11 protein-coding genes and 2 pseudogenes are annotated in these 13,753 nt (G+C 37.2%); 2 read left to right on the top strand and 11 right to left on the bottom strand.

Annotated elements, in window-relative coordinates; genetic code table 11:
- Positions 1-385 precede the first annotated feature (385 nt).
- The 3 genes from ACWPWY_RS06330 to ACWPWY_RS06320 all read right to left on the bottom strand — a co-directional run bounded on the left by ACWPWY_RS06330 (position 386) and on the right by ACWPWY_RS06320 (position 1,356).
- Positions 386-535, bottom strand: coding sequence for a DUF4279 domain-containing protein (locus ACWPWY_RS06330; protein ID WP_454192818.1), 150 nt, complete (start codon positions 533-535; stop codon positions 386-388).
- A gap of 50 nt (positions 536-585) precedes the next feature.
- Positions 586-783: a DUF4279 domain-containing protein gene (locus tag ACWPWY_RS06325; protein ID WP_454190893.1), complete on the bottom strand. Its 198-nt coding sequence runs from the start codon at positions 781-783 to the stop codon at positions 586-588.
- 138 nt (positions 784-921) lie between these two features.
- Positions 922-1,356: a beta-hydroxyacyl-ACP dehydratase gene (locus ACWPWY_RS06320; protein WP_454190892.1), complete on the bottom strand. Its 435-nt coding sequence runs from the start codon at positions 1,354-1,356 to the stop codon at positions 922-924.
- 134 nt (positions 1,357-1,490) lie between these two features.
- Between ACWPWY_RS06320 and ACWPWY_RS06315 the strand changes: the two are divergent.
- Positions 1,491-2,448 (top strand): annotated as a pseudogene (locus tag ACWPWY_RS06315) (IS30 family transposase).
- A gap of 382 nt (positions 2,449-2,830) precedes the next feature.
- On the opposite strand, the gene ACWPWY_RS06310 reads toward ACWPWY_RS06315, so the two are convergent.
- The 5 genes from ACWPWY_RS06310 to ACWPWY_RS06290 all read right to left on the bottom strand — a co-directional run bounded on the left by ACWPWY_RS06310 (position 2,831) and on the right by ACWPWY_RS06290 (position 8,364).
- On the bottom strand, positions 2,831-3,283 hold the full coding sequence (locus tag ACWPWY_RS06310; RefSeq protein ID WP_454190891.1) for an AAA family ATPase: 453 nt from the start codon (positions 3,281-3,283) through the stop codon (positions 2,831-2,833).
- A gap of 128 nt (positions 3,284-3,411) precedes the next feature.
- Positions 3,412-4,908 (bottom strand): serine hydrolase domain-containing protein, encoded by a 1,497-nt coding sequence (locus ACWPWY_RS06305; RefSeq protein ID WP_454190890.1) that lies wholly within the window; start codon positions 4,906-4,908, stop codon positions 3,412-3,414.
- A gap of 961 nt (positions 4,909-5,869) precedes the next feature.
- Entirely contained in the window at positions 5,870-6,511 is a 642-nt protein-coding gene (locus ACWPWY_RS06300; protein ID WP_454190888.1) for an HAD family hydrolase, read from the bottom strand.
- 242 nt (positions 6,512-6,753) lie between these two features.
- Complete coding sequence (locus tag ACWPWY_RS06295; protein WP_454190887.1) at positions 6,754-7,380, bottom strand: Type 1 glutamine amidotransferase-like domain-containing protein; 627 nt, start codon at positions 7,378-7,380, stop codon at positions 6,754-6,756.
- A 213-nt stretch (positions 7,381-7,593) separates the two neighbouring features.
- Positions 7,594-8,364: a nucleotidyltransferase domain-containing protein gene (locus ACWPWY_RS06290; protein WP_454190886.1), complete on the bottom strand. Its 771-nt coding sequence runs from the start codon at positions 8,362-8,364 to the stop codon at positions 7,594-7,596.
- A 315-nt stretch (positions 8,365-8,679) separates the two neighbouring features.
- Between ACWPWY_RS06290 and ACWPWY_RS06285 the strand changes: the two are divergent.
- Positions 8,680-8,904, top strand: a pseudogene (locus ACWPWY_RS06285) (IS91 family transposase); the annotation flags it as partial.
- Between the two features lie 293 nt (positions 8,905-9,197).
- On the opposite strand, the gene ACWPWY_RS06280 reads toward ACWPWY_RS06285, so the two are convergent.
- The 3 genes from ACWPWY_RS06280 to ACWPWY_RS06270 are packed head-to-tail and all read right to left on the bottom strand — an operon-like array spanning position 9,198 to position 13,746.
- Positions 9,198-11,027 (bottom strand): ABC transporter ATP-binding protein, encoded by a 1,830-nt coding sequence (locus ACWPWY_RS06280; RefSeq protein WP_454190885.1) that lies wholly within the window; start codon positions 11,025-11,027, stop codon positions 9,198-9,200.
- Positions 11,027-12,784: an ABC transporter ATP-binding protein gene (locus tag ACWPWY_RS06275; RefSeq protein ID WP_454190884.1), complete on the bottom strand. Its 1,758-nt coding sequence runs from the start codon at positions 12,782-12,784 to the stop codon at positions 11,027-11,029. The genes ACWPWY_RS06280 and ACWPWY_RS06275 overlap by 1 nt, the downstream gene beginning before the upstream one ends.
- Positions 12,785-12,840: 56 nt before the next feature.
- Positions 12,841-13,746 (bottom strand): carbohydrate ABC transporter permease, encoded by a 906-nt coding sequence (locus tag ACWPWY_RS06270; RefSeq protein ID WP_454190883.1) that lies wholly within the window; start codon positions 13,744-13,746, stop codon positions 12,841-12,843.
- Between the last annotated feature and the right edge of the window lie 7 nt (positions 13,747-13,753).

Genomic DNA, 13,753 nt, shown 5'->3' with positions numbered 1-13,753 from the left:
CACCTAACGTTCTTGTGTTCACGAACCTGAGAGGCTTAAGACGGCAACGCGCCAAGTCGAAGACTTAGCCTCTCAAAGTTATTCGCCTATGCTACTTCCAGCTATATCACTTACAGTTGAAATCTCTTGAGAAACTTCCTTGACTGAATCATTTGTATTTTTTGTTGTTATTAACATGGGATTCAAGCTTTTTAATATCTTTTATAATCATCATGGTTTATTCCCTTTTACATTTTCTCATCGATTTCTTATAACGTATGTACATTCCTGACGTTGATTTCCCTAAGCTCCTCTCAGCAAACAAGGGGCGAATGCTAGGCAGTAGGAATATGATGCTAGGTGAGATCCTGCTTTTCTGCAAATTTTCTAGCATCATACTTTGTTCTTAGCTATAAATGTATAGATCAATATCAATTTCTGTCCCAAGATCAGAGAGGAGATTTATGGTTTCTTTATTTAAATAAATTGCTGGTTTTTCATTATTCTCAATACTAATAACAACCTCAAGTTTACTTTCCAGTTTATTCTGTCTAATTAATTTTACTATTTCGTCTTTTTGATTCTTAATGAGTTCCTTAATCTTATCTATTTATTTATATCTAAGGATTCTTCATGCTCTGTAGCAAATTCACAACACGTTTCCTTACGAAATAAATCCCCTCTGATATTATCTCCCTTACACCAAGTTCTAGTTGGAGTAATTAATAGAGTATCCGTTATTATATCTGGATCAAACTCATCTCCGAATATACTGAATTTGGATTTTACATTTGTTTTATCCATCTTTAGTTCTCCTTAATTTATATGTCTTTAGCAGGATTTCATCTAACGTTCTTGTATTCATGGCGTCCGACAGATTCTGCTTACCTGATACCTCTGCCGGTACCAAGGACGTCAGCCCGTAGCATGAATATTATGTTATCAGAAGTTGTTACCTCCTTCGGATTGCTTAATAGTAGGTTGTAAATATATCATGATTTCTTCTGCATTTATAATTACTTGATTTCCTACTGAGGCTACTCCTCTTCCCACTACAAATCCACGCTTGTTTTTAATAATCTCGTAGTACAAATCGATCCGATCTCCCGAAAATGTTTGACCGATCACTTCAATTCCTTTAAGTGAAGAAAGAAATCCTGTACCATTCTCTTCTGAAATGACTGCAAAAGCACCTAACTGAGCCAAAGCCTCTATTATCAATGTACTAGGAATAACAGCATTCTGTTCATTCATATACCACTCATTACTTGAAACATTTTTATATCCCTTAGCCCATTTGTTTTTTTCGACTTCCAGTACTTTATCAATTAACAAAAATGGATACCTATGAGGAAGAACATCTTGAATATTAATCATTTAATAAACTCCTTTTTTATATGACGGATTGTAACATGAAGTGCGACACCTAGTTCAAAATAAAAAATGGCCCATGGCCGGATTCGTGTAAAATGAAGGTTCCTACACCACATTCACACAAGGAGAATCCGCCCATGAGCTACACACATCTTAGCATAATTGAACGCAGTAAACTAGAAGCATTACATCAACTGGGGCTGTCTGCCCGAGTCATTGCTCTCAAATTGAAACGACATCACTCACGATCAGTCGGGAGCTCAAGAAAAATCAGAGCCCGGATGGTTACCTGGCGGCGAAGATCAGAGAAACGGTACCGACGTCTTCGTCAGGATCAAACCTCTGGAGGAAAGTGGACAGAGGCGCTTGGGAAAGAAATTGAGCGCCGCCTTCATGAAACCTGGTCTCCCGAGCAAATCTCTATGCGTTATTATCTGAAAGGCCAGCCCATGATTTCGTTCAAAACGATATATCGCTGGCTTTATGAAGGTCGTTTGATTCGCATGACAGTTCAGCAGTTAAGGCACAAAGGAAAGAGACAGAAGCCACAAGAAAAGCGTGGTCGCTTCCTCGTTGGCACCTCTATTAAACAACGACCTAAAGAGATTCGTTTCCGAGAAACCTTTGGGCACTGGGAGCTAGACACAGTCGTCTCCAGCCGAGGAAAAAGCAAGGCTTGTGTCGCTACATGTATCGAGCGAAAAACAAGGCTGTACACTGCTATTAAAATGCCAGATCGCACTTCATTATCTATGGAAATCGCTATTGGTGTAGTTGTTTTGACAGTACCCTGCCCAAACCTTCCAAACAGCTACCGTTGACCGTGGTAAGGAGTTCGCATGCTTTCGTGAACTGGAAGAGTCACACGGGATGAAGGTGTATTTTGCAGATCCTTATTCTTCATGGCAACGAGGCTCCAATGAGAATGGAAACGGGCTCCTTCGAGAGTTCTTCCCAAAAGGGAAGGACTTTGCAGAGGTGACCGAGGAAGAATTAGAACATGCCCTCCAACTCATTAACAACAGACCAAGGAAATGTTTAGGTTGGAAGACAGCTCACGAATCATTTGAAGAAGAAGTGTCGCACTTGGATTGACAATCCGTCATTTATTCTTCTTGCTACTTCAGTGAGTACATTAATAATGTTCATAGTCATTTGCTCCTTTCACACTTGCGCCAATTTCATATAATGTGCTCTTATTCACGACGTCCCACCGACGCGGTTAGGTAGTGCGGATATCTCCGGCTGATTTCGCTTCCCTGCTTCTGCTAATTACAATCCTGAGCCTTCATCTAACTCCTGCGGTCCGAAGAGTATATGCTCAGAAGTGAGAGCACCTTGTTATACGATGCCAGTACCTTCATTGAAACTTCTATAACAATAGCTCACTTTGATTATTCTTTTACTTCTATGATAAATTCCCCTTCTCCTGAGGGTTCTTCAAATCCCTTAAGGAATGAACATAATATTTCTTCTGTCACTGTAAATGCGGATTTGCATCGAAACGCTGGCTACGAATACGAAGTCGTTCACGCAATTCATTAGGATGAACTTTCAAATAAATAAGCCTCCACTCTCCTCCTCCATCTTTAATTAGTTTCTTATATTCATTTCGTCTCTTCCGTTGCCAAAAACTGAAGTCAATAACCACATTGCGCTTTTCATTCAGAAGATTTACTAGTTCATTATGCAACTTTAACTCGGCTTTAACTTTAAGTTGATCATACATTTCAATTGGATAATCAATTCCGTAACGACCATTTGTAGCCCATATTTCTTCATCAATAGAGAGGCGTACAAAGCCCCTCCGCTCTAATCGTTGAGCAATTGTTGTTTTTCCTGATCCAGCCACACCACACATCATTGCTACTATTGGTACGGAAGCATCTGCTTGATAGATATAATCATCTATTTCAAAATTTTCAAACACTAAAATTCTCCTTTCATCCTTGAGTTAGTTTAATAAATTAATAAGTCTCCATAATATCTCTTAAAAGAATTTTGTGTTTTATGTATTTCCGCTGAATTCTTATAACGTTTGTCGTTGCTTAAGTTATTTTATAAACTGCTTCTGATAATTTCGATTTTTTTAATACTAATTATTATCGATATAATACAATTAATGAAAGAAATCCCCATCCAAATAAATATTGAATACGACATCCACACTCTTAGCATTAAATAATTATTTCCTAATAGATAAGGCCAGACCATTACCAATACCAAAAGCATAATGCTTAAGATTAGAGCGATACTACTTCCTGTCATTTTTCTGAACCTTGTCTTTTCATCTTTAATATTTATTTTTATTCCTCTAACGAGTACAATTGCTTGGACAGATAAGATAATGGCGGCTATTACTACTAAGAATGAAAACACCAAATCAATTAATAGATACACGTCATCATAGTTAAATTTATTCATTTGATTTCCATTCATATTCTCATAAATGTTATTAGCAATTAGCGATGGTGCAGTTGAATTCAAATTAGCCAGAACAAATATGGATTGCTGCTTTTCTAAATCAATTATAACCTGTGAGGAGTAATTAGGATTAGAACCATTATGAGTAACAACTTTACTTTCCGTATCAATACTCCAACCGAATGAATAGAATTGATTTTCATCTTCGTACCCCGCCGTTTTGGTGTCGACTTGATGAGATTGTTCTATCGCTTTCAACAAAGGATCTGGTATATCGCCTATCCCCATTTGGGCATTAATCCAGCGTTCTAAATCTTTAGAATTCGTTACCAAATACCCTGCTGCGATATTCCCATAATATCTAGGGGCAACATATTCTAAGCTTCTTCCAAAAAATACACGATATCCTTTTGTATGTTTATCAGATTCCTTTTCCTGACCTGTTGAAAAATAACTATCTGTCATTCCTAAAGGAATCAGTATGTTTTCAGTCATATAATCCTGATAACGTTTGCCTGTAACTTTTTCGATAATCATCGCTAAAATATCATAATTAACTGTAGCATAATTATATGCTGTTCCAGGATACGTATCTAATGCAATACCTGAAACATTATGTATCGTTTTTTCAAGCATATCCTCCGTGGTACCTTCAGGAATTAACCGAATACTCCACGGTGGAATTCCGCTTGTATGTGCTAACAACTGATGAATTGTAATATTAACTCTCTCACCCTTAATGGTTGGCTCAAACGATGGAATATAATCTGTAATAGAATCTGAAAGAGATAGGTAGTCCCCTTGTTCCAATAAAATAACGGCCAAAGCCGTAAATGCCTTTGTAGTCGATCCCAACTCAAATAATGACTCTTCAGTTACCCTCTTCTTATTATTAACATCTGCGTATCCGTAATTCTTATATTCTGTCTTGCCCTGCTCTGATACTACCATTGCCACCCCTGGAGTCGCTGATTTGGCCATGATGGTTTCCACCATATCATCCGTATTATCATAATTTCCCGTCCTTACCAAACCCCCAACTACATCCCAACACGCTATAGTAGTAAAGATTGCGATAAGTAGGATGACACATACTGTTAGTGTGCTTGTTTTACTTCGTATTTTCTTCATTGTATTTCTCCCTATTGTAAATCTTCTAAATAATAATAATGAACATAATGAACCATACTATACAATTAAACACCACCAAAAAACCTGCTTTGTACCGTTATGGCTTAGAAAAACATAGTTCCTAAAGCCAATTTTTTGCGCTGATTTCTGATAACGTTCTTGTATTCACGAAACACCTCAGCCTTAGATAACTCTTATCTTAGACTGAGGTGTTTGATGACTGAGCTTTCCTCTATGATTAAACATTTGTTAACCGGTGACAGCTCTACAGCGTGAATACGTTGTTAGATGGAGTTATTGCCCTATTAGACATACACCAAATAATCTACTTAAACTAACTTATTATTCGATCCAGTTCATCCTTTAGTCGTTGTTCAAGTAATTTAATTTCAAAATTCGCATCTCTAGCTATATATTTCAGTACAATTCCTAAGCTCAATGAGAATATTGAAATTAGCAAGGCTATTACAGTGAAAATCGTTCCTCTTACATCATTTGTAAAATTGTGCTTTAGTATTTCCGGAAATGAACTACTTAAAAAAAATACGATTGTTAAAATAAAGAAGACAATACAGTTGATTATTAGTATGGTGGATATTCTGCTTATAGTATTGAAATAAAGCATTCAATGCTCCTCCTTTTCTTTTGAATGATTTTATTCGTTTTTTTAGTGTTTGTACTCAAGCAATAATTCGTCTAACGTTCTTGTATTACAAGCACACGTAAGAGTTGTCACAGCATCTGATTCTTCGAATCCACGTCTACGACCGAGGGCGTTAGCCGGATATGTGAATGCAATGTTATATGATTTCACCTAACTTCCTCAAACAACACACAAATTCATTTCTTGATCGCGTCTACGATTATGGCTTTAATAGTCAATAAGATGATCTATATATAAATACACCTTCTTGATTCCCATGCATGAAAATGAAACTATCCTGCCTTGTCACAAACCTGCTCAGAATTCACTCAGGATAATATTCTTTAGTTCAATCAGTGTCTTAATTCGGTAACTGGCCTGCGAGAAGTCATGTGTTTTTGTGAAGTCATTATGTACAATAACACAATCGATACCAGCCGCTACGGCAGAGTTCAACCCTCTGTTTGAATCCTCTACAACCAGAGTCTCTTCTTTAGTAGCTCGGAAACGCTTTAAACCGGTCAAGTAGGGTTCCGGGTGCGGCTTGGTGTGCTCGTAATCTTCCCGAACAAGGACGAATTCCATGAATTGTCTGATTTGGCGTTTTTCATGTATAAGTTGAAAATCAGCATGTTTTGCAGTAGTAACAATCGCCATGCGGACGTACTTAGACAGTTCGGCTAGAGTTTCAACTATACCCTCAATCTCTATAGCTTCTGTTCTTAGATATTCCTGATAATAGACGTTACGGACATCACGCTGCTTGCTAATGGTCTGTTCATCAATACCTGCCGCCCTAGCTTGGGACCAAGTGCCCAATGACTGGGTCATGTCGCGTAGATATTGATCTTTATCTAAGGTAAATCCAATGTCAGCCAGAGCGCGTTCTCCCGCTTTGTAATACCAGAATTCAGTATCAACCAGAACACCATCATGATCGAAAAGTATGTACTTTTTCATTGATTCGTTCTCCTTTGTCAGCTGTGGCAACCAGTGTGCTATCTCGCGCCAGTAATCCCTCATCAATAGACGAGCCTTTTTAGCTCTTATGGGTTTTCGGGTGGTTTCATATATCGTTCCTGTATTCACCATCCTTGTCTGCTGAATACTACTTCCTCGAATTCCCTCTGACAGACCAAGGGGCGTAGTCCCACAGCGTGAATACAGTGTTAATAGACTTAATAGGCTTCTTTGAGCTGTTTTCATTGTGCTTGGTTCATTAAGATTGAGATATACTCTTCATCTTTAAGCCTTGTCACCTTACAGTTCTCATTGGATTCAAATTCTACTATTCTCTCTTCAATTGTTTTATTAGTACTATCTTTAAATATGTCCTCTCTATTATAGTGAGGAAAAATAAGCTTGTCGGTTATACCTAATGCCTTAAAATCCGTTAAATTCATTGTGTTCATCTGTGGAGTAAAGAAATCGACAATGTTAATATTCGGCCCCAGTAATAACGTTCCAGCACTTACTCCAACTATAATTACATTCTGTGCGGCCAGTGTTTTAATAATTTCATCAGCACCACTTTTCTTAGCGTAATACAATAATGTAAATGGATTTCCACCATTGATATATATAACATCTCTATGTATGAGAATTTGCGGGTCATCCAATTCTATATCTACAAAATTAATATGCTGAAACCCCATGTCCTTGAAATCTTGCATTGCCCTTTGTGCATATCTATTATTTTCTTTCATAGGAGATGCTGTTGTAATAATAGAGACCTTTAATTGAGAAACATCTGTATCAATAAAATCCAGAAATTGATTTTTAATATCTTCAGTATAAAAACCACAAGAGGTTAGTAACAAGCTACTCATTGAAATCCCCGTCCTTAAATAGTTTATCTAATCTTTATAATTTAATCCCCTGATTTCTGCTAACGTTTTGTATTGACGACGTCCTGGCCCCTTAGAGTCGGCGCTTATAGTTGTAGTGCTTGCCGAACACCTAATGCAGTGACGTCCCGACGGGCTTGGGGGACTGGATAGAGTCACTCGCTTCTCAGAGTGACCCGGATCGTCAATATGTTGTTAGTCGAAGGAAGTTCTGGAAGCGACCATTGTATTTAAGGCATTCTCAAAATAGCTATATACTTCATCTGCAATTCCCAGAAACTCTTCAACAAGTACATTATTACTATCCAAGTAACAAGCATACAAATAATCAACTAAAACGGAGTCAATCTCACAATAGTTTAATATGGCATTCTTCATCTTAATCATGTCATCTTGCCATACACCTGTATCTTCTAAAACCAAAGAGTATAATGCACGAATTAATCTCTTAGAGTAACCTTTAATATATCTAGTTTTCATTGTGTTATCACTAGCATTAGAAAGTAAACGATGTATCCGATCTACTTCCTCCTTGGTCTCTGTATTTAAGTCTAAAATGAACTCTGGAGAAATAATTATCGGTGGTACTTTTTCACCAACATCCTGACCATATATGCAAACACAAATTATCTTAACCCAAAAACCCCACTCATTTGGTTTACTTAATACATCGTCAATCGAGCAAATTACCGTATCAATCTTAGTTACTACTGGATATTCTTCCAAAAGCCTGTCTTTAATATTTGACAATCTTTCGTAATCAATATCTTTGGGATTTACACATACAATAGTAAAGTCTGCATCTGACTTAAAAGGTTTAGCTGTTCCTTTTGGAATCGAGCCACACATATAAATGCTATGAATCTTACCTTTAAATTCGGTAAGTATATTATCTATATACTTATCAACAAAATCCTTATATTCACTTTGTATAACAATTCTATTTATAACTTTTTCTAATATCATATAGACTCCTCCTAAATTAAGAACTTCTTCGGCTAACTTTCCTGTATTTACGACACGAGCCGGCCTTTGATAGCTCCTATCTTGGGCCGGCTCGTGTGTCGTCTGATTATCTACCATGATTATACATCTGACGACCAAGGAGCGTAAGCCTCGCAGCGTAAATATATTATTATATGAATGAAAACTGTTTTTTTAGATCTTTCGTATCTATTCCAACGCCTTTACATTCTATTTTTTTATTCCTGAGTTTACCTATCATTAAATCTTTACTGCCCTTAATACGTTCTTATCACAGATATTTCAGGAAACTACTAACCTTCTGGGTTTCAGAAAATAAGGTATTATGGCTTCCTCAGAAATGCAACTGATTAACCAAACTACTGAAGTACTTGCGTCTGATTCGTACGCCCATTAACCCCAAAGTAAAGTTGACGGTGAAAGAACTTATTTTCAAATTAACCGGGTGTAGATATTTCGCTTTCCCCCTTTTGTAGAGGTACTTGGTGTCAGATACTGGTGTTAAATCCGGACGGTGGGTAAGCGCAATGAATAGCATACATCTCCCTACGATGCCTGATCTGGGAAGGGGGGAGGTATATATATGTAAAATGAATACGCTGTAGTTAGAAATCCTCTTTTATTGTGCTACTTAAAGAGAAGGAAGTAAATAACAAAACCCAAAGGACATTTACGCTATAATTTCACAATTGTTTTAGTACTTCCAATAGGAACAATTAAATAAACAAAAAACGGTTTCAGAATATTTCATTCTAAATCCGTTTTATTATCAAATCTAAGATAACACCAAATCAGAGTCATCTTTTTAATTGAAATCAAAAATTAACCTTTTCATTCGTAATCCCCTGAGAGTAACGATACATTTCTTGGTAATACCCTTCAAGCTGCATTAGTTCCGAATGTGTACCTTCTTCTACAATAGCACCTTGTTGCATGACAATGATTCGATCAGCACCCATAACTGTAGACAATCGATGAGCAATAATAATGGTGGTGCGTCCCTTCGATACGATATCAAGTGCTTGACTAATCAGTTGCTCTGTTTGTGAATCTAAATTTGCAGTCGCTTCATCCAAAATAAGAATACGAGGTTGGAAGACAATAATACGAGCAAATGAGATTAACTGTCGTTCACCGGCAGATAATCCACTACCCCTTTCAGAAAGTCCCGTATCATAGCTATCCTTCATTCGATCGATAATCGTACTCGCCCCTATAAAGCGACAGGCCTCCATAACCTGCTCTCTAGAAATGGATTGATCAAATAAGCGAACGTTATCTAAAACACTACCTGTAAAGAGATAGGGTTCTTGCTGTACTAAGCCAATCATGCGATGTAATTGTGACTGCTGTAATTGTGTAATGGAATGACCATCAATCGTGATTTCCCCTTCATTCACATCATAGAATCGGCATAATAGACTAATTAGTGAACTTTTTCCCGCCCCAGTCGTTCCAACAATACCTATCATCTCACCTGGCTTAATATGTAAGTTCAAATTCTTGATAACGGGTTCGCCTTCTCCATAAGAGAACACAACACGATTAAAGTTAATTGCACCTTTGATTTTCGATATAGGTACTTCTCTCGCATCTACGTCATCTTTTACATCAGGTTCAATGGCTAACAATGTCCAAATACGGTGAATGGCAACATTAGCAGCTTGAAGTGTGTTCCATTGTTGAGTAATGGTATTGATTGGTTGGAAAAATAAGCGAATATATGTGATGAAGGCAAGTAACACACCAAACTCTAACGTTTGCCCTGATACCGCTTGCCCACCAAACCAAACAATACATGCAATAGCAATGTTATTTAGGATGTCAAACGAACGGTTAAATAGAACGTTCGTCCGAATTTCTCTAAGATTAGCACGAAAATAGGAATCATTTTTTTCATGAAATTGATTACTTTGTTCTTTTTGTTGATGAAACACTTGAATTAATGGCATTCCAGCCAAGTTCTCCGCAGTAAAAGAAATTAAGCGAGACAATCTTGTTCTAGCTAATTGATACGTTGTTCGCATATAAGATCGAAATGCAATCGCTATACATGCAATCACTGGTAATAAAATTAAGCAGTATAAGGTCAAACTGACGTCTAATTGGAACATCAGGATTAAAATGAATACTAACGTAAAGCCATCTCTAAATATACTACGCACAACCTGTTGAAAAAATTGATTAACAGCCTCCGTATCGCTCGATACATGTGTAATTAGACTACCACTTGGCACACGGTCAAAATAAGACATGGAAAGCTTAGAGATATGACCAAATAATCGTTTGCGTATACTTGCGACAATACTCTGACCAGCTTTTTGCAATAAATTATTTTGCAAATAGGTGAAGATCAAACTGATGACTGATAATCCTAAATATATTCCACCTATAGTGAGTAAGTTACTGTAATCATTTTTACCTACCATCAAATTATCATCAATTACAAGTTTGAGCAGATAAGGCTGCAATAATTCACTGCTAATAGCAATCAATGTACAGATGATAAAAGCTACGAATGTGTATTTATGCTCTAGCATATAGCCGGATAAAGTTCGAAAGGTTGAGGTGTACTTTGGCTTTTCCTTCGGGGCATTTAGATCTGCCTTTTGATCCATTTGCCAATTGTTTATCGCTTGTGACATTAGGCTCTTGTTCCCTCCTCCTGCAGTTCAAACAACTTGCGATAGAGTCCTTCCTCTTGTAGTATTTGTTCATGTCTACCCTGTTGAACAATTTCCCCTTCGTCCAGCACAATAATATCATCTGCTTGTTTTAATGCGCTGACTCTATTAGCGATAATAATCATCGTCTTCCCTTGCCTTAATTGCTTAATATTGTTCAGTATTTCACTTTCAGTTACAGAATCTACAGCACTTACACTGTCATCAAGGATTAAAATCGGAGCTTCCTTTATTATGCCTCTAGCCAAACTTGTTCTTTGTCGCTGCCCACCTGATAAGGTTACTCCACGCTCACCTAACTTAGTTTCAAATTGATCGGGCAGATCGATAATATTATCATAAATGCGTGCCTCTTGCGCTGCCCATAATACTCGTTCTTCTTCTATGTCTCGCTTAAAAAAGGCAATATTCTCACGTATAGTAGAACTAAACAAAAAACCATCTTGTGGTACATAAGCGATTGAGGTTCGTAAGCTTTCAAGCGTTAACTCTCTTACATCATGATGGTCATATAAGATGGTATTTGCCGGAGGATCATATAATCGTAATAATAACTTCATTAGTGTAGTTTTCCCGCTTCCTGTACGCCCAATAACCCCAAGCGTTGTACCTTCTGGTATTGTGAATGAAATATTACTAAGTGCTTTTCTTCCCTCTTCTCCATTCAATTCTTGCTCATAGCTAAACGAAAGATCGTGAATTGCGATATTCATGTTCTCAGAAGAAAGATTAACAGATTGGCTAGATTCAACAATATCAGGTTTTTGACCTAGTACATCATTTAATCTATCAAGTGACGCTCTTGCTCTTTGCACCGTATTAATAACATTACCAATTTGCTGAAGTGGGTTCATTAGCATACGAACATATAACGTTAAAGCAACGAAACTACCTAATGTAATTCTACTTTGAATCGTTAAATAGCCCCCGAATATAATCGCAATAATAAGAGATAATGAGCCTAGAAAAGGGATGATCGCTTGAAAGAGTGAAGAAACTCGTACTAGTCGAAGTTGATTCTTTTTTATAGCGTCTACTGTTTCACCAAAGCGATTATTCATAACAGGTTCTACTGCGAATTTCTTAGTCACTCGAATACCAGCAAATTGTTCTTCTGCAGAAGCGGTCATTGCGCTAAGTGCTTCTTGCACCTTCAAGGAACGTTTCTTAATAATAGGTCCGACCCAAACCACGATGATAGGGATCAACAATAGTGGAATAATACTTGCCACCACCAAATAGAAAGGAACATCCGAGAGCAGCAACATAACAATCGTCGAGATAAGTAGCATGGATGCGTTTGTGGTTTGATTGACACCCATCGAGATTGATTCACGAACGGCAGTTATATCATTCATAAAATAACTTAATAGTTTGCCAACTCCATTGTTAGAATAAAACTTTTCACTTAATCCAAGAAAATGATGATAAAGGCGTTTTCTATTCAAATACTCGAACAGTCGCCCTGTATACATGACCAAATATTGCCCAATTCCCCCTAATACAGCAAATCCAATACCAATGAATAGTAATAGCCAACCATATCGATAGATTCCATCCCATGAGAGTTGACCCAATTGCAATTCATCTGTAAATTCACCTAATACATGTGGAAATTGAACCTGAATAATATTAGCAATGCCATGAAGCATGATCGAAAACATATAGAAGATCCATGTTCTCTTGAAAAACTGCGATAATATACTCTGTGAATTCAATATCGCAACACTCCCTAATAGAATGGACTACATTTTAACCAGTGATTACTAATCCTCTACTCCACAAGTCCTGTACGTTCAATCCCTTCTACGAACCATCTTTGAGTAAAAGCGTAAAGTACTAATAATGGCAATATGATAAAGAATGATGACGCCATTTTAATAGGCTCTAGAAAAGCTCGTAAACCACCTTCTTGGGCCTCCATAGCTAATTTAGCATTTAACTTAGATAAGCTTGTAGATAAAGGGACATCGGTTGCGCCAAACATATACATGGATGGGAAATAGGAATCATTCCACGTCCATACAAAGGAAAATAAAAATACGACAATAATAGCTGATCTAGAGATAGGTAACATAACCTTGAAAAATATTCGCAGGGCACCTGCCCCATCCATCCGAGCAGCCTCTTCCATTTCTTTCGGTAATGTTGAGAAGAATTGTCTGAATATAAGTACAAACAATGCTCCTTTTAAGCCATGACCGAATAAAGTAGGAATAATTAGAGGCCAATACGTATTAATCCAACCAAATTCTTTGAACATGAGGATTGACGGTAGAATCGTTACTTGTGGTGGCATAATAAAGGTGAATAACAAAGCAGCAAACCAAAACTTTTTGAACGGAAACTCCAGTCTGGCAAAGGCATATCCTGCAATTGCACAAGAAATCACTTGAAAGAGTGCACTTAAAGTAGAAACGGTAACACTTATTGTGAATCCCTTCCAGTAGTCAAGCATGTTTAGTGCGTCAATGAGATGACCGGCATATAGCTTCATCGGCACCCATATTACTGCTGGATCAAGTAAATCCTGCTTACTTTTGATCATTGTAGTTAGCATATAAATTACTGGTTTCAAATAAATAAATGCTACATCGATAAGTAATAGATACAATAAAATACGAAACAATAAACCTTTATCTACTTCTTTTCCTAGTAATAACTGTCTCACCTTATTCATTCTGTTT

It is taken from the genome of Paenibacillus sp. Marseille-Q7038 (genome assembly GCF_965111595.1).
The sequence above is the reverse complement of the archived record's forward strand: the minus strand, read 5'-3'. Positions and strand labels throughout refer to the sequence as shown.

Excerpts from the sequence above, each read along its gene's own strand:
- ACWPWY_RS06305 (WP_454190890.1), bottom strand. The coding sequence starts at position 4,908 with ATGAAGAAAATACGAAGTAAAACAAGCACACTAACAGTATGTGTCATC.
- ACWPWY_RS06325 (WP_454190893.1), bottom strand. The coding sequence starts at position 783 with ATGGATAAAACAAATGTAAAATCCAAATTCAGTATATTCGGAGATGAG.
- ACWPWY_RS06270 (WP_454190883.1), bottom strand. The coding sequence starts at position 13,746 with ATGAATAAGGTGAGACAGTTATTACTAGGAAAAGAAGTAGATAAAGGT.
- ACWPWY_RS06300 (WP_454190888.1), bottom strand. The coding sequence starts at position 6,511 with ATGAAAAAGTACATACTTTTCGATCATGATGGTGTTCTGGTTGATACT.
- ACWPWY_RS06290 (WP_454190886.1), bottom strand. The coding sequence starts at position 8,364 with ATGATATTAGAAAAAGTTATAAATAGAATTGTTATACAAAGTGAATAT.
- ACWPWY_RS06280 (WP_454190885.1), bottom strand. The coding sequence starts at position 11,027 with ATGTCACAAGCGATAAACAATTGGCAAATGGATCAAAAGGCAGATCTA.
- ACWPWY_RS06295 (WP_454190887.1), bottom strand. The coding sequence starts at position 7,380 with ATGAGTAGCTTGTTACTAACCTCTTGTGGTTTTTATACTGAAGATATT.
- ACWPWY_RS06320 (WP_454190892.1), bottom strand. The coding sequence starts at position 1,356 with ATGATTAATATTCAAGATGTTCTTCCTCATAGGTATCCATTTTTGTTA.